This window comes from Streptomyces griseocarneus, from assembly GCF_014655595.1.
GTDB lineage: Bacteria > Actinomycetota > Actinomycetes > Streptomycetales > Streptomycetaceae > Streptomyces > Streptomyces griseocarneus.
This window is the reverse complement of the sequence record NZ_BNBL01000010.1, coordinates 259798-279405: the sequence shown is the minus strand read 5'-3', so window position 1 is coordinate 279405 and position 19608 is coordinate 259798. Positions and strand designations below refer to the sequence as shown.

The window sequence follows — 19608 nt, the reverse complement described above, 5'->3', positions numbered from 1 at the left end:
CCGGGGCGCGTCCGAAGGCGGGGTATATCTCACGCCAGGTCCCTGTCGAGAGGGGGGCGCTCACGAGATATCTTGATGTCGAGCAATGTTGCAGACGTGGAGCGGAGCACCCGGTGACTGACTCGACCATCATCTATACGCACACTGACGAGGCCCCGGCCCTGGCCACGCACTCGTTCCTGCCTGTGGTCCAGGCCTACGCCTCGACGGCGGGGGTCACTGTGGAGACCCGCGACATCTCGCTGGCGGGCCGGATCATCTCGCAGTTCCCCGAGTACCTGGAAGAGGGCCAGCGCATCGACGACGCCCTCGCCGAGCTCGGCGAGCTGGCCAAGACGCCCGGCGCCAACATCATCAAGCTGCCCAACATCTCGGCCTCGATCCCGCAGCTGAAGGCCGCGGTCGCCGAGCTGCAGGAGCAGGGCTACGCCCTTCCGGCCTACCCGGACGACCCGAAGACCGACGAGGAGCGCGACATCCGCGCCCGGTACGACAAGGTCAAGGGCAGCGCCGTGAACCCGGTGCTGCGCGAGGGCAACTCCGACCGCCGGGCCCCCGCGTCGGTCAAGAACTACGCCAAGGCCCACCCGCACCGCATGGGCGCCTGGTCGGCCGAGTCGAAGACGAACGTCGCCACCATGGGCGTCGACGACTTCCGCTCCACCGAGAAGTCCGCGGTCATCGCCGAGGACGGCGCGCTGCGCATCGAGCTCTCGGGCGACGACGGCTCCACCACCGTCCTGCGCGAGTCGGTCCCCGTCCTCGCGGGTGAGGTCGTCGACGCCTCCGTCATGCGCGTCGCGGCGCTGCGCGAGTTCCTGTCGGCGCAGGTCGCCCGGGCCAAGGCCGAGGACGTGCTGTTCTCGGTGCACCTGAAGGCCACGATGATGAAGGTCTCCGACCCGATCGTCTTCGGTCACGTGGTGCGCGCCTTCTTCCCGAAGACGTTCGCCAAGTACGGCGAGGTCCTCGCCGCGGCCGGCCTGTCCCCGAACGACGGCCTCGGCGGCATCCTCAAGGGCCTGGAGACGCTGCCCCACATGGGCGACGAGATCAAGGCGTCCTTCGAGGCCGAGCTCGCCGAGGGCCCGGCGCTGGCCATGGTCGACTCCGACCGCGGCATCACCAACCTGCACGTCCCCAGCGACGTCATCGTCGACGCCTCCATGCCGGCCATGATCCGCACCTCCGGTCACATGTGGGGCCCGGACGGCCAGGAGGCCGACACCCTCGCCGTGCTGCCCGACAGCAGCTACGCGGGCGTCTACCAGGCCGTCATCGAGGACTGCCGCGCCCACGGCGCCTTCGACCCGGCCACGATGGGCTCGGTGCCCAACGTCGGCCTGATGGCGCAGAAGGCCGAGGAGTACGGCAGCCACGACAAGACCTTCGAGATCCCCGTCACGGGCACCGTGCGGGTCGTCGACGCCAAGGGCGACGTCGTGCTCGAGCAGGTCGTGGGCGCCGGCGACATCTTCCGCATGTGCCAGACCAAGGACCTGCCGATCCGCGACTGGGTCAAGCTCGCCGTCACCCGTGCCCGTGCGACCGGCGACCCGGCCGTGTTCTGGCTGGACGAGGGCCGTGCCCACGACGCGCAGCTGATCGAGAAGGTCAAGGCGTACCTCGCGGAGCACGACACCGAGGGCCTGCAGATCGAGATCATGTCGCCGGTCGAGGCGACGAAGTTCTCCCTCGAGCGCATCCGCCGCGGCGAGAACACCATCTCGGTCACCGGCAACGTGCTGCGTGACTACCTGACCGACCTCTTCCCGATCCTCGAGCTCGGCACGAGCGCGAAGATGCTGTCGGTCGTCCCGCTGATGAACGGCGGCGGTCTGTTCGAGACCGGTGCCGGCGGCTCCGCCCCCAAGCACGTCCAGCAGCTGGTCAAGGAGAACTACCTGCGCTGGGACAGCCTGGGTGAGTTCCTCGCGCTCGCGGTGAGCTTCGAGCACCTGGCGACGACCACGGGCAACGCGCGCGCCAAGGTGCTCGCCGACACCCTCGACCGCGCGACGGGCTCGTTCCTCAACGAGGACAAGTCGCCCAGCCGTCGCCTCGGTGGCATCGACAACCGCGGCAGCCACTTCTACCTCGCCCTGTACTGGGCCCAGGAGCTGGCCAAGCAGACCGACGACGTCCAGCTCGCCGAGGCGTTCGCCCCGCTGGCCAAGACCCTGGCCGAGCAGGAGGGCACCATCGTCGACGAGCTGATCGCGGTGCAGGGCTCGCCGGCCGACATCGGCGGCTACTACCAGCCCGACGCCGCCAAGGCCTCGGCGGTCATGCGCCCGTCGGCGACCTTCAACCAGGCGATCGCCACCCTCGGCTGAATCCTGCTGACGGCGGTTTCCTCCGCCTGACGGCGGAGTGATCCGCCGCACGGCCGGACGGACGAACAGGCCGGGGCCCCGCACGGGGCCCCGGCCTTCGTCGTGCCGTCACCCGCCCGGCCGCTCAGTCCTGGGCCGTCAGCCCGAACGTGGCGGCGAGCCCCCGCGTGCCGGCGTCCGTCAGATGGACCACGCGCGGGCTCGTCCCGTGGCGGAGCCAGCCGAGGCCGAAGAGCCGGGCGGTGACGGCCGCGCCGAGGCCGCCCGCGAGGTGGTGCCGGTGCTCGCTCCAGTCGACGCAGTAGCGGATGGCCGGCCGGCGGCCGGGCAGGCCGTCCGTGTCGACGCCGAAGGCCAGCAGCCGGGCGCGCCCCTCCTCCGTCAGCCGGTAGTCGACGTCGTGCCCGTACGCGGCGGGCCGGTCCCGGACCGCGGCCCGGGGGTGGTGGCTGCCGTCGTGGCCGGCGAGCAGGCCGTCCTCGAGCAGGGCGCCCATCAGGGCCACGCCGAGCCGGCCGGCCAGATGGTCGTAGCAGGTGCGGGCGCGGTGCAGCGCGTTGGCGACGCCGCTCTCGCGCAGGGAGGTCACCGGCAGCGGCGGGGCGATCAGGGCCAGCGCCTCCAGGGCGGCGCTGACCTCGGCGCCGGTGAGGCGGTAGTAGCGGCGGCGGCCGTCGCGGACGGCGGTGACGAGCCCGCCGTCCATGAGCTTGCCCAGGTGGGCGCTGACGGTCTGCGCGGTGACGCCCGCCTCGGCGGCGAGCGCGCCGGCGGGCAGCGCGCGGCCGTCGCACAGTGCCTTGAGGATGCGGGCCCGGGAGGGGTCGGCGATGAGCGTGGCGGCCCGGGCGACGTCGGTCTGGTGGTTGAGCCGGTCGTCGGCGCCTTCGTGGGTGGCGGTGCGCATGGCGCCACCGTATCGCGACGACACTTCGTCAGCTGACGAAGTGTCCGGCCCCGAGACTTGATCCATGACGACGACGACCGGGTCCACCACGGACCCCCGGCAGGGCGCCGTGGTGAACGCGGCGTCCGAACGCCCGCCCTTGCCACTGCTCCCCCTGATCGCCCTGAGCCTCGGCTATTTCCTGGTGATGCTGGACGTCACGGTGGTCACCGTGGCCGTACCGGACATCCGTGGGTCGCTGGGGGCCGGCACGGCCGCCCTGCAGTGGATCGTGGACGGCTACAGCACCGTCTTCGCCGGCCTGCTGCTGCTCGGCGGCGGTCTGGGCGACCGGCTGGGGCACCGCAGGATGTTCCTGTGGGGCCTGGCGGTCTTCACCCTCGCCTCCATCGGCTGCGGCCTGGCCACGTCGACGGCCGTGCTGGTCGCCGGGCGGCTGGTGCAGGGCGCGGGGGCGGCGTTCCTCGTTCCCGCCTCCCTCGCGCTGCTGCAGGTCACCTATCCGGACCGGGCGCTGCGGGCCCGGGCCATCGCGATCTGGGGCGCGGTCGCCTCGATCGCCTTCGGCGCCGGCCCCGTGGTGGGCGGCCTGCTGATCTCGGGCCTGGACTGGCGGGCGGTGTTCTGGCTGAACCTGCCGGTGGGCGGGCTCGCCGTACTGCTCACCCTGCGCCACGTGCCCGCCCCCGCCGGGCGGCCCGCCGCCGGCCGGATGGACCCGGCCGGGCAGATCCTCGGCGTGGTGGGCCTGGTCGCCCTGGCCGGCGCCCTCAACGAGGCGGGCTCGGCGGGCTGGACGTCCCCGACGGTGCTGTCCGCGGCCGCCGTCGGCGTGGTCGCCCTCGGAGCCTTCATCGTGGTGGAGAACCGGCTGGAGGGCGCGCTGACGCTGAACCCGGCCGGCCGCCGGCCGCTGCTGCGGCCCTCGCTGTTCCGCCGCGGGGCGTTCTCCGCGACGGCCCTGGTCGGCCTGCTGATCAGCCTGGGCTACTACGGCATGCTGTTCCTGTCCACGCTCTACTTCCAGCAGGAGCGGGGGTACGACGCCCTGCGCACCGGCCTGGCGCTGCTGCCCTCGGTGTGCATGGGCCTGATCGCCGCCCCGCTGTTCAGCCGGATCGCGGCCCGCACCGGCCCGTACGTGCCGATGACCTGCGGCTTGTTCCTCGGGTCGGCGGGCTTCCTGGGCTGGCTGCTCGCCGGATCCGACACCTCCTACCCCGTCCTGCTGTTCGCGCTGGTCGCGACGGGGCTCGGACAGACCATGACGGCCCTCGCGTCCACCGCCGCGATCATCGAGTCGGCTCCCGCCGACGGTGCGGGCGTGGCCTCGGCGGTCTTCAACGTCTCCCGCCAGGTGGGCAGCGCCGTCGGCGTGGCCCTCTTCGGCACCCTGGCCGCCACCGCCGGCCACCTCACCGACGGCCTCCACGTCTCGGCGCTGATCGCCGCCGGGGCCTTCCTCACCGGCGGAGTGCTGGCCCTCTTCGCCCGGCGCCAGAACGCCGCGCTCCGCCCCTCCTGAGGGCCGACCGCTTCCGGACCTGAACCACCGCTCGCCCATCGCCACAGCAAGGAGATCTTCCATGTCGGTTCCCGCACGGACCACCGGTCCCGTCCCGGCGCGCAACGTCACCGTGCTGCGCGGCCTGCTCTCCTCCGAGGGCCTCGACGCCCTCGACTGGCAGACCTGGGCCGAGCCGGGCCGGTCGGGGGTGGAGGTCCACCGGCTGTACGTCACCGACGACGCCGGCCCGGCCTCGGCGCTCCTCACCCGGATGCGCCCCGGCGCCCACGGCGACCTGCACGAGCACCTGGGCTACGAGCTGGTGTTCGTCCTCGAGGGCGAGCTGATCAACGACAACGGCGACCGCTACACCGTCGGCGACCTCATCGTCGAGGAGCCCGGCAGCGTGCACCGGGTCAGCACCGAGAAGGGCTGCGTCCTCCTCGGGGTGCGCGAGGCCCCGACCGTGCCGCGGCCGTAACGAGCGGGGCGGAGCCCGCCGCAGCGTTCCCCCGCCCTGCGCGGCGCTCCGCCGTCCCCGAGCCCCGTCCCTGACGCGTCCCCCCGCCGCGTCCAGGGACGGGGCTCACCCTTTTTCCGCGACCGATTCCGCCGGCATTCCCCGCGCGGTCACGGCTTCTTCAGGCGTTGCGGTTCCGGTCTCCCGTCCGCCAACAGCCCGTTACCCAGGAGTAACGCCAACTGATGGGATGTCACAGGCCCGTTCACTCACCCCCACCCCGGGAGACGCAGTGCCGTTCAGCAAGAACACCGGAACCGCCGCCCTGTTCACCGCCGCCGCCACGGCCACCGCCGCCGCGCTGGCCGTGGCCCTGCCGCAGACGGCGGTGGCCGCACCGGCCGCCGCCACCCCGCAGCTGAAGGTGCTGACGTACAACACCTTCCTCATGAGCACGAGCCTCTACCCCAACTGGGGCCAGGAGCACCGGGCCAAGGAGATCGCCGCGGCCGGGTTCTTCCAGGGCAACGACGTCGTCGTGCTGCAGGAGGCGTTCGACAACACCACCGCGGACGCGCTGAAGGCCTCGGCGGCCGACCGCTACCCCTATCAGACGCCCGTCGTCGGGCGGAGCAAGGACGGCTGGGACGCGACCGGCGGCAAGTACTCCGCCACCACGCCGGAGGACGGCGGCGTGACGGTGCTGAGCAAGTGGCCCATCGTCCGCAAGGAGCAGGTGATCTTCAACGACGCCTGCGGCGCGGACTGGTGGTCCAACAAGGGCTTCGCGTACGTCGTGCTGAACGTGGGCGGCACCAGGGTGCACGTGGTGGGCACCCACGCCCAGTCCACCGACAGCGGCTGCGGGGCGGGCGAGGCCGCCGCCGACCGCTCCAAGCAGTTCCGGCAGATCGACGCGTTCCTGGACGCCAAGAACATCCCGGCCGACGAGCAGGTCATGCTCGCCGGCGACCTGAACGTGGACTCCCACAGCGCGGAGTACGCCTCGATGCTCGCCGACGGCGACCTGGCCCCGGCCGACTCCCGCGCCGGGCACCCGTACTCCTTCGACACCAAGGAGAACTCGATCGCGGCCTACCGCTACCCCACCGACCCCCGCGAGGACCTCGACTACGTCCTGCACCGCAAGGGCCACGCGCGCCCGGCGGGCTGGCGGAACACGGTCGTCCGGGAGACGTCCGCGCCGTGGACCGTCTCCAGCTGGGGCAAGCAGTACACCTACACCAACCTCAGCGACCACTACCCCGTGATCGCCGGGGCGAACTGACCGAATCGTCCCCACGGGCCCGGCCTTGGAGTCGATCTTTGGCCAAGGTTCCGTATGGACCGCTCAGCAGGTCTGCTGCCCCGTCGCGGGCCGTGCTTCAATAGGGGGCATGGCCAGCTACCAGAACACCGCGACGGGTCGCAGCGACCTCGAGCCCTTCTGGCCCTCTCGCCAGCACCACGACTTCGACCGAGTGTGTTGTCGCGCGTCCTTCGCGCAGGCCCTCCTCTCCCGCTGACCCTCACGTCGAAGTCAGCCGCCGGCACCAGGCCCGGCCAAGCGGCCCGCGCGCCCAGCACGTCCCCTCGACGTCCTCGCGCGAAAGAGCTTCCGCCATGACGAACCTCCGCACCCTGCCCGTCCCCGCGCAGGCCGCCCCCTCCCACGCCCCCCACCGCCACCGGCTGCGGGCCGTGGCCCCGGACGAGGTGCCGCCGGTCGCCGAGCTGCTGCACCCGGGGGCCACGTGGATGCCCGCCCCGCAGCACACCCTGCCCTCCCTGCCCGGCCAGCCGCCGATGATCGGCTACCTGGTGCTCGTACCGGCCGAGCAGCCCTCCCCCGAGGCCGCCGGACCCGCCACCGAGGGCGACGCGCTGGTGCGCATCGACCCCGAGCAGCGCACGGCGAGCGTCGCGGGCCGGGTGCTGGACCTGACCTACCTCGAGTTCGAGCTGCTCGCGCACCTGGTGGCCCACCCGCACCGGGTGCACACCCGCGACCAGCTGGTGACCACGGTGTGGGGCTACGGACACGTGGGCGACGGCCGGACCGTCGACGTGCACGTCGCCCGGCTGCGCCGCAAGATGGGCGCCGAGCACCGCTCCTCGATCGTCACCGTGCGCCGCGTCGGCTACAAGTACGCGCCCCCGGCCGGCCTGTGAGACCCCCCGCCCCGCCGCCCGCCCCTTGTGGGTGAGCGGCGGGGCGGGTGAGGCTAAGGGCCATGACCGACACCTCCGAGCTCGTCACGCTCCTCGGCCTCGAGCCCCACGTCGAGGGAGGCTGGTTCCGCGAGACCTGGCGGACGCCCGCCGAGGCCGTCCCCGAGGGGTACGCCGGGCCGCGCCCGTTCGCGACCGGCATCCTTTTCCTGCTGCACCCGGGCGAGCGCTCGCGCTGGCACCGGGTGCGCTCCGACGAGATGTGGCTGTGGCACCGCGGCGGCCCGCTGCGGCTGCGGTTCGGCGGCGACGGCGAGACCCCCGATGAGGCCGGTGCCACCGAGGCCGTCCTGGGCCCGGGCGTCGAGCACGGCGAGCGGCCCCAGCTGCTGGTCCCCGGCGGGGTGTGGCAGTCCGCCGAACCGGCGGGTGCCGAGCCGACGCTGGTGACCTGCGTCGTCGCCCCCGGCTTCCACTACGACGACTTCACCCTGGCGAAGGACGAGGGCCCGTGCGCTTAGGTCTCGCCGGCGTCCTGCCGTCCCTCGCCCCCGGCCGGCTGCCCCGCCTCGCACCTGCCTACGTGGGGGGCGTGCAGCTGGGCGCGTACGCCGTGCAGCACCTGCTCACGCCCAGCACGCGCCGGCGCCTGCTGCGCCACTGCTCCACCAATGTCGACAACCTGCGCCGGGGCCGCTGGCACACCCTCGCCGGCAGCGCGCTGGTGGTCGAGGCGCCCATGGAGCTGCCGTACGTCCTGCTGCTCCTGGCCGTGCTGGGGTACACGGAGTACGCCTACGGCGCGTGGTGGGCGGCGGGCGCCTTCGCGTACGGGCACGTGGGCGCGTCGCTCGTCGTGTACGCGGGGTTGCGCGCCCTGCGCGCCGGGCCGCGGACCCGGTCCGCGATCGACGTCGGGACCAGCTACGGCTTCAACGCCGTGGCCGGCGCGCTCACCGCCGCCCTGCCGCACGGCGTGGTGCGGACGGGCGCCCGCGGCGCCCTGCTCGCCCTCGTCGCACGTCCCTACCTGCGCGGACCGCGGCGGACGACCTTCACGGACGCGGGGCACCTGCTGGCCCTGGCGCTGGGCATGGGCCTGGGACCGGTCCTCTCCGACCGGGCGCGTCGCGGACTCGGCCACCCTTCCCCACAATAAGGACAGACAATGGGATAAGCAGCAAGGCAGACAAGGGAGACCCGCCCATGCCTCAGCAGTACGATGCCTCGACGATCACCAATCTCCGCGACCTCGGCGGCATCGCGCTGGCGGGCAACTCCGCCGTCCGCCCCGGTCTGCTGCTGCGCTCCGGCCGGCTGGACCGCCTGGACCCGGAGGCCGATCCCGTCGTCGCCGCCCTGGGCATCCACACCGTCGTCGACCTGCGCAGCGAGCACGAGCGGCGCGAGCGGCCCGACCGGCTGCCCGAGGGGGCCCGGCTGATCGTCGCCGACGTCCTGGCGGGCCTGTCCGCCCACCGCACCGGCCCCCACCAGGGCCACGCCGCCCCCGGCGACCGCGTGCCCGCCCGGCTCGAGGACGTGCTGGGCAGCCCCGCCGCCGCCGAGGAGCACCTGGGCGGCGGCAAGGCGGAGAAGCTGATGTGCGACACCTACCGCACGTTCGTCACCTCCGAGCCCGCCTGCCAGGCCTACGGCCTGCTGCTCACCACGCTGGCCGAGCCCGACTGCGGCCCGCTGCTCTTCCACTGCACGGCCGGCAAGGACCGCACCGGCTGGGCGGCCGCCGTCGTCCTGCTGCTGCTCGGCGCGGACGCCGGGGCCGTCGAGCGCGAGTACCTCGCGGTGAACCCCGCCGTACGGGCCGCCTTCGCGCCGGTCATCGACCGCTTCACGGCCGTGGGCGGCGACCCCTCGATAGCCGACGCGATCCTGGGCGTACGGCCCGTCTACCTCGAGGCGGCGCTGGAGGAGATGCACCGCCTCCACGGGGACGTGAACGGTTACGTGCGCGAGGGCCTCGGCATCCCCGACGCGGCGGTGGACCGCATTCGCTCCCGCTGCGTGGCGTAGCCCCTCCTCCGCCCGCCCACACGGGTGAGGTGACCATCGCATCATTCACTCGTTCTACGGATGTGGAGCAGCAAGCTACAGTCCCCCGGCCCTTCGCCCCGGCCCCCGTCGACGTCGAGCAGGCCGAGGCCGCGCTCATCGAGCACTACCCGCGCCTGGTGCGGCTCGCCTACCTGGTGCTGCCACCGGCGCTGGGGCGCAACCGACGGGTCCTGACCGCGCACGCCCTGGTCCAGCGGGCGCTGCCCCGCAACCGCTCCGCCGCCTCGGAGCCGGTCCTGCCGGCGCCCCGCGAGGCCGAGGACTCCCCCGGCGACGCGGGGTACGCCTATGTGCGGCAGCGCGTGCTGCGCGCCGCGCTGGACGCGGGCCGGCCGCGCGGCCGGTGGCAGCTGCCCCGGCCCGGCCAGCTGCCGCCCCTGCTGCCCCAGGTGTGGGGCCTGCGGCTGTTCCCCCGCTCCGGCGGCGCCGACGAGCTGGCCCTCGACCAGGCGCTCGCCGCGCTCTCCGGGCCCGCCCGCGCCGCGTACGTGCTGCGCGAGCTGGAGCTGCCGGCCGACCGCGACGTGCACCGGCTGCTGGCCGCCGCCGGGGCCGAGGACCCGGACGCGGCCCTCGCCGAGGCCGGCCGGGTGCGCGTCCCGGCCGGCAGCCGGGACGTCTCGCTGCTGGAGTCGGTGGAGTTCGACCCCTGCTCGCTGCAGGCCAGGCCCACGGACCTGATGCGGCGCCGCCAGCACACCCGCGCGGCGCTGGCCGCCCTGGCCGCCGCCGTCGTCTGCGGCACGCTCCTGGGGCTGCCCGGCGACGGCTGGGGCTCCGGGGGCGCGGCCGCTCCCCCGTACGCGCGCAACGAGGCCGCGCAGCAGGCCCTCGACCCCGCCCGGCTGACCCGGGTCGCCCCCGGCGCCTGGAAGCGCGCCGACCGCCTGGGCTTCGCCGGCTGGCCCGCCCGCGGCGACCGCACCGACGACAAGGACCTGCTGCGCCGGGCGCTCGCCGTCTGGGCCCGGCCCGGACGCACCGTGCAGGTCACCGCCACCCCGGGCACCCCCTCCGGGCCGGCCGCGGGGCCGCCGCAGCTGCTGTACGCGGGCGAGGTCGACTCCGCCGTGGTGGTGCTCTTCCACGACGGCCTGCGCGCCGTGCGCTACGCCGAGTCCCGGAACGGCGACACCGGTTCGGCCGCGCTGGACTTCGCGCGGACCGACGCCGCCGAAGACGGGAGCGCCACCGCGCTCGTCCTCGGCCGCACGGACGGCAACGTCCGCTATCTCACCGCCCCCTGGGTGACCACCGCCGCCGTGCGCGACCTGCTCGCGCCCACGGCCGCGCCCGAGCCGCTGCACCGCGACGCCGACGGCGTCACCGACGCGCTCCCCAGCCCGGCCGCCGCCGGCGACTGCCGCCGCTGGACGGCCCTGCAGCTCGGCGGCCACCTCGTCACGGACCTGGCCGAGCTGGTCCCGGCCCGGCTCACCGCGGGCGCCCCCGCCGCCCCGCACGACGTGTCCACCGCCGCCGAGCGCGCCGGCTGGGCCCACACCGCCTGCCACCTCACGACGATCCGCGGCCAGGGCGTACGGGCGGTGAACTCCTGGCGGTTCGCGACGCAGGCGCTGCCCGGGGCCGGCGGGACCGCCGAGTGGTTCTGCACCCGCGCCGAGACCTGGCGGGGCGCGGGCGGCCGGGTCCTCGCGCAGTTCCAGGTCCCCGGCGCCCGGGCGGGCGCCCCGGGCGCGGTCGTCGCCCGCGCCGAGGACTCCCCGGTCTGCGGCGCCCGCGAGCCCAACGTGCTCGCGGGCGTGCTGTGGAAGTCCCGCGCCGGAACGTGGTACGCCCTCGCGGCCGGCGGCGGCGAGGTCTCCTCGGTGACCGCGGCCGGCGGGGTGCGCGGCAGCGCCCTGGGACCGGTCCTGGCCGTGCCGGCCCGGCAGGGCGCGCGCACGGAGCTGACGGCCCGTCTGAAGGACGGCCGGAAGATCGCCGCGCTGCGCTGATCCGGGCCGGCCGGCCCCCCGCGGCCGGGCCCAACGGCCCCGGCCGGCGGGCGGTTCGGGCGGTTTAGGATGACCGCCATGACGACCGTGGTCCGCCGCAGGATGAGCGTCGAGGAGCGACGCGAGCAACTCATCGCGGTCGCCCTCGACCTCTTCAGCCACCGCCCGCCCGACGCCGTCTCCATCGACGACATCGCCATGGCGGCCGGGATCTCCCGGCCGCTTGTCTATCGCTACTTCACCTGCAAGAAGAGCCTGTACGAGATCGCGCTGCGGCGCGCCGCCGACGAGCTGACGGCGCTCTTCGAGGAGCCCGTCGCGGGCCCGCCGGTCGCCCGCCTGTTACGGGTCCTGCGGCGGTTCCTGGACTTCGTCGAGGGCTACGGCCCGGGGTACGCCGCCCTGTTGCGCGGGGGCCCGGCGACGGCGGGGGCGGGGGCGGCGGTCTCGCTGATCGACGGCGTGCGCGGGGCCGCGTACGCCCGGCTGCTGGAGCACCTGGGCGTAGGAGAGCCGACGCCCCGCCTGGAACTGACGCTGCGGTCCTGGATCTCCCTGGTCGAGACCACGACGCTGCTCTGGCTGGACGGGCGGGGCATTCCGCGCCCGGAGCTGGAGACGCAGCTGGCGCACGCGTTCACGGCGCTCGTCGCGGTGAGCGCCGCCCACGACGAGGACACCGCGGCCGTGCTGGCGCGGGTCCTCGCCGACGAGCCGGCGGACGGCCCGGCGGCCGCCCCGGCGGTCCGGCTCAGCTGCGCCGGAAGACCGCTGCCGTTCTGCCCGGCACGGTGAAGGTGCCCGGGCCGGCCGCGTAGGAGGCCGCCTTGACCACGGGGTCGGAGCCGCGCGCCTGCACCGGGTGGAGGGCGTAGGGGGTGCCGGCGAGGTCGGCGACGCGCTGTGTGCGCGCGTCCGGGGCGGCGTTGAGGACGACGACGAGGTCGCCGAGGCGCATGGTGACGACGCCCGGGGTCTCGTCGCGGCCCGAGAGCGGGAAGGACAGGGCCGCCTGCACGGCCTCGGCGGTCGGCAGGCCGAACGCCTTCTCGGTGGTGCGGATGCGCAGCAGGTCCCGGTAGGCGGCCGAGGCGGCCGTGACCGGGGCGCAGCCGGCCTTCAGCGCCGGGTCGGCGAGCAGCGGCCGGGCGTACGGCCACTTGTCGGCGTTGTCCCGGGCCGGGGGCAGGCCGCGGCCGAAGCCGTTGCCGTCGGCGCAGTTCCAGTGGATGGCGTTGAACCAGTCGCCGCTGTCGTAGGAGTTGCGGTCCAGGGACTTCGAGCGCAGCAGGTCCGTGCCCGCCTGGGAGAGGGCGGGGCCCTGGGAGAGCGCGGTGGCGGCCAGGGCGAGGACCTGGGCGCGGGCGCGGTCGGCGGGCGGGGTGGAGCGGGGGAGCTTGTAGGCGAGGGCGTCGTAGAGCGTCTCGTTGTCGTGGGCGTCGGCGTAGGACAGGGCGTCGCCGGGGGCGGCCGCGTAGCCGGCGGGCGAGCCGTTGTAGTCGACGTCGGCGCCCCGGACCCGGCGGCCGGCGGAGTCGGTGAAGCGGTAGTCGGCGAGGTTGCCGGTCAGGCCGACCTTGATCAGGTCCTGGGCGTGCAGGAGCCGGGCCCGCTGTTCGTCGGGGGAGCCGTTCGCGGGCGAGTCGTTGGGGGCGGTGAACAGGCCGGAGGCGAAGCCCTGGACGCGGGGGTCGGCGTCGAAGGGGCCGCCGCCGCGGACGGCGTCGCGGGAGCGGTCGGAGAAGGTGGCGACGCCGGTGCCGGCCATGTTCTTCTGGGTGGCCTGGACGAAGCGGGCGTCGCCCGCGACCTCGCCGAAGTTCCAGCCCTCGCCGTAGAGGATGACGGACTTGCCGTCGACGCCGTCCCGGTCGGGGGTGAGGGCGTCGAGGGCCTTGCGCACGGCGAGGATGTTGGCCTTGGGGTGATGCCCCATCAGGTCGAAGCGGAAGCCGTCGACCTTGTACTCCTTCGCCCAGGTGACGACGGAGTCCACCACGAGCTTGCCCGTCATGGCGTGCTCGGGCGCGGTGTTGGCGCAGCAGGTGGAGGTGGCGACGCTGCCGTCGTCGAGGAGCCGGTGGTAGTAGCCGGGCACGATGCGGTCGAGGACGGACTTCTCGTCCTGGCCGGAGGCGGCGGTGTGGTTGTAGACGACGTCCATGACGGTCCGCAGCCCGGCGTCGGCCAGGCCGCCCACCATCCGCCGGAATTCGAGGGTGCGGCGGGGCCCGTCCGGGTCGGAGGCGTACGAGCCCTCGGGGACGGTGTAGTGCAGCGGGTCGTAGCCCCAGTTGTAGGCGTCGCGGGCGGCGGTGGCGCCGACGCACTTCTGCTGCTCGTCGGAGTCGGCGGGCAGCGCCGCGAGGTCGCAGGGCGGGGTGGCCTGCCCGGCGCGGCGCTCGGGAACGGTGGCGAAGTCGAAGACGGGCAGCAGGTGGACGTACGAGGTCCCGGCGTCGGCGAGTTGCTTCAGGTGCCGCATGCCGGCCGAGCGGCGGTCGGTGAAGGCGAGGTAGTCGCCGCGCGCGGAGAAGTCGCGGACGTGCAGCTCCTGGATCTGCGCGTCGCGCAGGGGCACGGCCTTCGGCTTGCGCAGCCGCTGCCAGCCGGCCGGGGCGAGGGCCGGGTCGGCGAGGTCGGTGACCAGGCTGCGGGCGGAGTCGGCGGTCAGGGCGGTGGAGTACGGGTCGGTGACGTGGTTGGTGACGACCTTCCCGGCGGCCGGGGCGTGGACGGTGACGGCGTACCGGTAGGGCTTGCCGGCCCAGTCGCGGTCGCCGGTGACGCTCCAGACGCCGCTGGCGGCGTCGCGCCGCATGGACACGCTCCGGCCGTCGAGCTCGAGGGCGACGTTCTTCGCCGTCGGCGCCCAGACGGAGAGGGTGGGGCGGCCGCGGTGGAAGACGGGGCCCAGGCGCGCGGTGGTGGCGGCGGACGCGTACAGGTCGTCGAGCACGCCGGGGATCTGGACGCCGGTGGTGACGCCGTCCGTCTCGGCGGTCAGCCTGCCGGTGAGGGCCGTGCGTTCCTCGCCGTGGGCGTCGACGCGGAAGGCGTCGTGGGTCGCGGCCAGGCGCGGGTACTTCGCCAGGCCTCCCGGCTGGGGGGTGAGCGCGAAGGAGCCGCGCTCGTGGACGAGGCGGTGGGGGTGGGTGGGGTCGCCGAGGCCTTTGGGCCAGGCGAGGGTGTGCTGGTCGAGCCACTGGACTTGGGCCCGGGTGGGGGCGGGGGGTTCGGCGGCTCGGGCGGTACCGCCGGTTGTGGGCACCGCCAGGGCTATCGCTGCCGCCAGGGTGGCTAAACGTTTCACGAAGAGGCTCCCTCGGTCGGGGTCAGGGGAAGATCAACCGCATGTACGCGCACCCACGTGCAGCGCCAGCGCCGTGTTCGGGGCGACCGTCGCGGTGAAGCGGCCGTCCGCGCCGACCGTCACCTTCCGACCGCTCTGTACGTCGCAGTAGTCACCGCCCGGCAGCGACGTCTGGAAGGCGCGGCTCACGGCGTACGTCTCGTGGTTGAGGACGACGTATCCCTTGCCGCCCCGGCCGAAGGCGATCGCCTGGTAGCCGTTGTCCCACCACTCGCCGGCCGCCGTCCCCCGCACCGCGTTGCGGAAGGCGACCATGCTGCGGATCTCGGGCCACTTGTGCTGGCACTTCCAGCCGTCCTGCCAGCACGCCCCCACCTCGCCGCCCCGCGGCGGGCCCGCGTCGCGGTCGGTGAACTCGTAGCCGGAGTGGACGTCCGGCGAGCCGTAGGGCCAGGCGAGCATGAAGACGTTGGCCAGCGTGTAGTTCGCGCCGTCCTTGTAGTTCAGGGTGTCGCCGCCGCGCTCGGTGTCGTGGTTGTCGACGAAGACGGACGCCTTGCCGCCGGGCAGGTGGCCCCAGCCCTCGCCGTAGTTCTTCAGGTAGGCGAGCCGCTCGCCGAGGAGGACCCGCTTGAGGTCCCGGGCGTAGCGGAACTCCTGGACGTCGCCGGTGCCGAGGTACTCGTCCGGCTGGACGGCCTCCCCGGCGCCGTAGATCGTCTCCTGCTTCCAGTAGACGTCCGGCCTGCTCAGCCGGGACTTGATGGCGGCGAGGTCCTGTGCCGGTATGTGCTTGGCGGCGTCGATGCGGAAGCCGTCGACGCCGAGGCCGAGCAGGTCCTCGAGGTAGGCGGCGATCCGGGCGCGCACGCGCTCCTCGCCGGTGTCGAGGTCCGCGAGGCCGACGAGCTCGCAGTTCTGGACGTTGCCGCGGTCCCGGTAGTCGCTCACGACGGCCGTGCAGTCGTCCATGTCCTGGCGCTGGTAGGTGCCGGGGTAGTCGTACTTCGTGTACGGGGAGCCGCCCGTGCCGGTGCCCGGGCCGGCCGCCATGTGGTTGACGACGGCGTCGACGACGACCTTCACGCCGGCCGCGTGGCACGCGGCGACCATGCCGGTGAAGGCGGCGCGGTCGCCGAGCCGTCCGGCGATGCGGTAGCCGACGGGCTGGTAGGAGGTCCACCACTGCGGTCCCTGGATGTGTTCCTGGGGCGGGGAGACCTGGACGTAGCCGTATCCGGCGGGGCCGAGGGCGGTGGTGCACTCCTTCGCCACGGAGGCGTAGTTCCACTCGAAGAGGACGGCGGTGACGTCCTTTTCGCCGGGCGGGCTCGCCTGGGCCCGGGGTGCGCAGACGGCCGCGCCGGCCACGAGGGCGAGGGTGGCGGACATGACTTTTCGCGTGATGTCGGACATGCCGGTGGGGGGCACGGGTCCTCCTGGGGTGGGGGGTGCGGTATACGAACCCCGTACGGCAACGCGCCTTGCCCGTAAGGCCCATGAAGGTTCTTTCAGCAAGATTGCCCGCACGAGTGCAACCGCTTGCCGCCCGTGACCGTACGAGCCCCACGCGCACCGGTCAACCCTTGGGACACGGTCCGGTTACAACCCCGAAATCTTGCGATTCCCTTCTTGCAAGGTCTTTCGCAAGAGATTGCAGCCTGTTAGCTTCCTCCTCAGCTCGGGCCGCCCGCTCCAAGGCCGGCCTCCCCGAAAAGGAGCATCCATATGCGAAGAGGCATATCGGTCGCCGCCGTTGTCGGCGCGCTGGCCCTGACCATGACCGCCTGCGGCGGTGGCGGCGGCGACAAGAGCGACGGCTCCAAAGCGGCGAACGACCCGGGCAGCGTGAGCGGCACCGTCACCTGGTGGGACACCTCCGACGCCACCAACGAGGCGCCCGCCTTCAAGAAGCTGGTGGCGGCCTTCGAGGCCAAGTACCCCAAGATCAAGGTCGAGTACGTCAACGTGCCCTTCGACCAGGCCCAGCAGAAGTTCAAGACCGCCGCCGCCACCGGCAAGGGCGCCCCCGACGTCCTGCGCTCCGACGTGGGCTGGACCCCCGGCTTCGCCCAGCTCGGCTACCTCAAGGACCTCACCGGCACCCCCGCCCTCGACAAGAGCGAGGACTTCCTCGAGGGGCCGCTGAAGAACGCCGCCTACCAGGGCAAGACCTACGGCGTCCCGCAGGTCACCGACACCCTCGGCCTGCTCTACAACAAGGAGCTGCTGCAGAAGGCCGGCGTCGGGAAGGCCCCGGCGAACTGGAAGGAGGTCAAGGAGGCCGCCGAGAAGATCAAGGACAAGACCGGTGCCGGCGGCATCGGCCTGAGCCCGGACAGCTACTACTCCCTGCCCTTCCTCTACGGCGAGAACAGCGACATGGTCGACGCCGCCAAGAAGAAGATCACGGTCTCCAGCGCCGCCTCCCTCAAGGGCATCGAGACCGCCGTCGACCTGGTGAAGTCCGGCGCCGCGCCCAAGCCGGCCGGCACCGACGGCTACAACGCCCTCAAGACGGACTTCAAGAACGGCAAGCTGGCCATGCTGATCGACGGTCCCTGGTCGACCAAGGAGATCTTCGGCGGCGAGGCCTACAAGTCCAAGGACAACCTGGGCATCGCGCCCATCCCGGCCGGCTCCACGGGCACCGCGGGCTCCCCGGTCGGCGGCCACAACCTCGTCGTCTACGCCGGCTCCAAGAACTTCGACGCCAGCTACCTCTTCACCCGGTTCATGACCGAGGCCGCCCAGCAGGAGAGCGTCTCCACCGCCATCGGCGTGCTGCCGACGCGCAAGTCGGCCTACACCCAGAGCGTCCTGGCCGACCCGGTGCGCAAGTCCTTCCACGAGGCGCTGAGCAAGGCCCACCCCCGCCCCCCGATCCCCCAGGGCGGCGACCTCTTCACCGAGTACCTCCAGCACTACACCAAGATCCTGACGCTGAAGGAGGAGCCCAAGGCGGGCCTGGACGCCACGGCCAAGGCCTGGCAGTCCGCGCTCCTCAAGGACTACGGCATCGAGGAGTAGGACCCGATGGCCACAGTCGTCACCAAGGTCAGGCGCTCCTTCGGAACCCACTGGTACGCGTGGGCGATGGTGCTGCCGGTCGTCATCGTGCTGGCCGTCCTGGTCGGCTATCCGCTGGGCAGGGGAATCTACCTCTCCTTCACGGACGCCAACGAGGCCAACGTCGCCCGCACCATCGGCGTCAACCACATCGCCGCCACCTACGAGTTCGTCGGACTCGACAACTACTGGAAGGTGCTCTCCGGCCAGGAGGGCCACTTCTACTCGCGCCTGACCTGGACCGTCGTCTGGACCGTGGCCTGCGTCTTCCTGCACTACTCCATCGGCCTGGGGCTGGCCCTGCTGCTCAACCGGAAGGTCCGCTTCCGGGCCCTGTACCGGGTGCTGCTGATCCTGCCCTGGGCGGTGCCGGCGTTCGTCGCCACGTTCTCCTGGCGGCTGATGTTCAACGAGAAGTACGGCGTGCTGAACGCCTTCCTGACCGGGATGGGCCTGGACCCGGTGGACTGGCTCGGCGACAGCACGCTGCAGAAGCTGTCGGCGGTCGCGGTCAACGTGTGGCTGGGCGTGCCGTTCATGATGGTCGCCATCCTCGGCGGCCTGCAGGCCATCCCCGCCGAGCTGCACGAGGCGGCCGAGATGGACGGCGCCTCGCCGTGGCAGCGCTTCCGGCACGTGACCCTGCCGGGGCTGCGGCCGGTGAGCGGCACGGTGATCCTGCTGGGCGTCATCTGGTCGTTCAACATGTTCCAGGTGATCTACCTGCTGATCGGGCAGGGCGCGAGCTCGGAGAGCGAGATCCTGGTGACGTACGCCTACCGCCTGGCGTTCCAGGGCGTCCGCGACTACGCGGGGTCGGCGACGTACGGCATCCTCATCCTCTCCCTGCTGCTGGTCTTCGCCACCTTCTACCGCCGGATGCTCGCCCGACAGGAGGCCGCGCGATGAGCGGCACCACCACCCCTTCGCCGCGCGGGCGCGGGCAGCGCTCGCGCGGGGCGTCCGTCGCCCTGCACACCGCGCTGGTCATCGCCTCGCTGATCGCCCTCTTCCCCGTCCTGTTCATCGTCTTCGTCTCGCTGCGCGGGCGCGACGGCTGGCAGGAGCCGACGAAGTTCACCGGCTTCGACCTCTCCAACTACACCCACATCCTGGGCGAGACGAAGTTCCTGACGTGGTTCGGCAACTCCGTGGTGGTGGCGCTCGGCGCCACCGTCGTGGGCGTCCTGATCGCGGCGACGGCCGGCTACGCCGTCTCCCGGATGCGCTTCCCCGGGCAGCGGCCGCTGATGTGGACCTTCCTCGTCGTGCAGATGTTCCCGATGGCGGTGCTGATCGTGCCGCTCTACACCATCCTCGGCCGGCTCGAGCTGCTGGACACCCACGCCGGCCTGATCCTCACCTACTGCTCGGTGTCGGTGCCGTTCTGCGCGTGGATGCTCAAGGGCTACTTCGACTCGATTCCGGCCGAGATCGACGAGGCGGGCCGGGTGGACGGGCTCACGCCGTTCGGCACGTTCTGGCGGCTGATCCTGCCGCTGGCCCGGCCGGGGCTGGCCGTGACCGGCTTCTACTCCTTCATCACCGCCTGGGGCGAGGTCGCCTTCGCCAGCCAGTTCATGAGCAGCGAGGAGCACTACACGCTGGCCGTCGGCCTGCAGACCTTCGTGGGCCAGCAGAAGGCCGAGTGGGGGCTGATGACGGCGGCCGCCGTGCTGATCACCGTCCCGGCCGGCCTGGTCTTCTTCGTCGCCCAGCGGCACCTGGTGGCGGGGCTCACCGCCGGCGGCACCAAGGGCTGACCTTGTGCGCGCACCGTCGTTGAGCCCTGCGCACGACCCCGTACTAC

15 protein-coding genes and 2 pseudogenes are annotated in these 19608 nt (G+C 73.1%); 14 read left to right on the top strand and 3 right to left on the bottom strand.

The window, feature by feature from the left end; all coding sequences use genetic code 11:
* Positions 1–113 precede the first annotated feature (113 nt).
* The gene (locus IE295_RS24895; protein WP_190065974.1) at positions 114–2336 is read left to right on the top strand and encodes an NADP-dependent isocitrate dehydrogenase; all 2223 of its coding nucleotides are present in this window, start codon (positions 114–116) and stop codon (positions 2334–2336) included.
* 124 nt (positions 2337–2460) lie between these two features.
* On the opposite strand, the gene IE295_RS24890 is transcribed toward IE295_RS24895, so the two are convergent.
* Positions 2461–3243, bottom strand: a complete 783-nt coding sequence (locus IE295_RS24890) for an ArsR/SmtB family transcription factor (protein ID WP_190065973.1) — start codon at positions 3241–3243, stop codon at positions 2461–2463.
* Between the two features lie 64 nt (positions 3244–3307).
* Here IE295_RS24890 and IE295_RS24885 point away from each other — a divergent pair, with 64 nt between their 5' ends.
* The 10 genes from IE295_RS24885 to IE295_RS24845 all read left to right on the top strand — a co-directional run bounded on the left by IE295_RS24885 (position 3308) and on the right by IE295_RS24845 (position 12211).
* Positions 3308–4768 carry a DHA2 family efflux MFS transporter permease subunit gene (locus IE295_RS24885; RefSeq protein WP_190065972.1) on the top strand — a complete coding sequence of 487 codons (1461 nt, stop codon included), beginning with the start codon at positions 3308–3310 and terminating at the stop codon, positions 4766–4768.
* Between the two features lie 61 nt (positions 4769–4829).
* Complete coding sequence (locus IE295_RS24880) at positions 4830–5231, top strand: cupin domain-containing protein (protein WP_190065971.1); 402 nt, start codon at positions 4830–4832, stop codon at positions 5229–5231.
* A gap of 271 nt (positions 5232–5502) precedes the next feature.
* Positions 5503–6498, top strand: coding sequence for a sphingomyelin phosphodiesterase (sph, locus tag IE295_RS24875; RefSeq protein ID WP_372478775.1), 996 nt, complete (start codon positions 5503–5505; stop codon positions 6496–6498).
* 109 nt (positions 6499–6607) lie between these two features.
* Positions 6608–6736: a hypothetical protein gene (locus IE295_RS34185; RefSeq protein ID WP_263453101.1), complete on the top strand. Its 129-nt coding sequence runs from the start codon at positions 6608–6610 to the stop codon at positions 6734–6736.
* A 97-nt stretch (positions 6737–6833) separates the two neighbouring features.
* Positions 6834–7382, top strand: coding sequence for a winged helix-turn-helix domain-containing protein (locus IE295_RS24870; protein ID WP_190065969.1), 549 nt, complete (start codon positions 6834–6836; stop codon positions 7380–7382).
* A 62-nt stretch (positions 7383–7444) separates the two neighbouring features.
* Positions 7445–7903: a cupin domain-containing protein gene (locus IE295_RS24865; RefSeq protein WP_190065968.1), complete on the top strand. Its 459-nt coding sequence runs from the start codon at positions 7445–7447 to the stop codon at positions 7901–7903.
* Positions 7894–8541, top strand: a complete 648-nt coding sequence (locus tag IE295_RS24860; RefSeq protein ID WP_224322872.1) for a rhomboid-like protein — start codon at positions 7894–7896, stop codon at positions 8539–8541. Before IE295_RS24865 ends, IE295_RS24860 begins: the two co-directional genes overlap by 10 nt.
* A 47-nt stretch (positions 8542–8588) precedes the next feature.
* The gene (locus tag IE295_RS24855) at positions 8589–9416 is read left to right on the top strand and encodes a tyrosine-protein phosphatase (RefSeq protein ID WP_190065967.1); all 828 of its coding nucleotides are present in this window, start codon (positions 8589–8591) and stop codon (positions 9414–9416) included.
* A 62-nt stretch (positions 9417–9478) separates the two neighbouring features.
* On the top strand, positions 9479–11416 hold the full coding sequence (locus IE295_RS24850; RefSeq protein ID WP_190065966.1) for a hypothetical protein: 1938 nt from the start codon (positions 9479–9481) through the stop codon (positions 11414–11416).
* Positions 11417–11494: 78 nt separating this feature from the next.
* Positions 11495–12211: a TetR/AcrR family transcriptional regulator gene (locus IE295_RS24845; RefSeq protein ID WP_190065965.1), complete on the top strand. Its 717-nt coding sequence runs from the start codon at positions 11495–11497 to the stop codon at positions 12209–12211.
* On the opposite strand, the pseudogene pulA reads toward IE295_RS24845, so the two are convergent.
* Both pulA and IE295_RS24835 read right to left on the bottom strand, forming a co-directional pair.
* Positions 12168–14711 (bottom strand): annotated as a pseudogene (gene pulA, locus IE295_RS24840) (pullulanase-type alpha-1,6-glucosidase); the annotation flags it as partial. The gene IE295_RS24845 and the pseudogene pulA overlap by 44 nt on opposite strands.
* A 54-nt stretch (positions 14712–14765) precedes the next feature.
* Positions 14766–16145, bottom strand: a pseudogene (locus tag IE295_RS24835) (alpha-amylase); the annotation flags it as partial.
* A gap of 312 nt (positions 16146–16457) precedes the next feature.
* Between IE295_RS24835 and IE295_RS24830 the strand changes: the two are divergent.
* From IE295_RS24830 to IE295_RS24820, 3 genes are read left to right on the top strand one after another with little or no spacing between them, the layout of a single operon-like run.
* Positions 16458–17759 (top strand): extracellular solute-binding protein, encoded by a 1302-nt coding sequence (locus IE295_RS24830; RefSeq protein WP_190065963.1) that lies wholly within the window; start codon positions 16458–16460, stop codon positions 17757–17759.
* A 6-nt stretch (positions 17760–17765) separates the two neighbouring features.
* The gene (locus tag IE295_RS24825) at positions 17766–18707 is read left to right on the top strand and encodes a carbohydrate ABC transporter permease (protein ID WP_190065962.1); all 942 of its coding nucleotides are present in this window, start codon (positions 17766–17768) and stop codon (positions 18705–18707) included.
* The gene (locus IE295_RS24820; RefSeq protein ID WP_190065961.1) at positions 18704–19561 is read left to right on the top strand and encodes a sugar ABC transporter permease; all 858 of its coding nucleotides are present in this window, start codon (positions 18704–18706) and stop codon (positions 19559–19561) included. Before IE295_RS24825 ends, IE295_RS24820 begins: the two co-directional genes overlap by 4 nt.
* Positions 19562–19608 lie beyond the last annotated feature (47 nt).

What these genes read in the sequence shown, in the direction of transcription:
- IE295_RS24890 (WP_190065973.1), bottom strand. Translation starts at nt 3,243, where the DNA reads ATGCGCACCGCCACCCACGAAGGCGCCGACGACCGGCTCAACCACCAG.
- IE295_RS24885 (WP_190065972.1), top strand. Translation starts at nt 3,308, where the DNA reads ATGACGACGACGACCGGGTCCACCACGGACCCCCGGCAGGGCGCCGTG.
- IE295_RS24880 (WP_190065971.1), top strand. Translation starts at nt 4,830, where the DNA reads ATGTCGGTTCCCGCACGGACCACCGGTCCCGTCCCGGCGCGCAACGTC.
- IE295_RS34185 (WP_263453101.1), top strand. Translation starts at nt 6,608, where the DNA reads ATGGCCAGCTACCAGAACACCGCGACGGGTCGCAGCGACCTCGAGCCC.
- IE295_RS24870 (WP_190065969.1), top strand. Translation starts at nt 6,834, where the DNA reads ATGACGAACCTCCGCACCCTGCCCGTCCCCGCGCAGGCCGCCCCCTCC.
- IE295_RS24865 (WP_190065968.1), top strand. Translation starts at nt 7,445, where the DNA reads ATGACCGACACCTCCGAGCTCGTCACGCTCCTCGGCCTCGAGCCCCAC.
- IE295_RS24855 (WP_190065967.1), top strand. Translation starts at nt 8,589, where the DNA reads ATGCCTCAGCAGTACGATGCCTCGACGATCACCAATCTCCGCGACCTC.
- IE295_RS24845 (WP_190065965.1), top strand. Translation starts at nt 11,495, where the DNA reads ATGACGACCGTGGTCCGCCGCAGGATGAGCGTCGAGGAGCGACGCGAG.
- IE295_RS24830 (WP_190065963.1), top strand. Translation starts at nt 16,458, where the DNA reads ATGCGAAGAGGCATATCGGTCGCCGCCGTTGTCGGCGCGCTGGCCCTG.
- IE295_RS24825 (WP_190065962.1), top strand. Translation starts at nt 17,766, where the DNA reads ATGGCCACAGTCGTCACCAAGGTCAGGCGCTCCTTCGGAACCCACTGG.
- IE295_RS24820 (WP_190065961.1), top strand. Translation starts at nt 18,704, where the DNA reads ATGAGCGGCACCACCACCCCTTCGCCGCGCGGGCGCGGGCAGCGCTCG.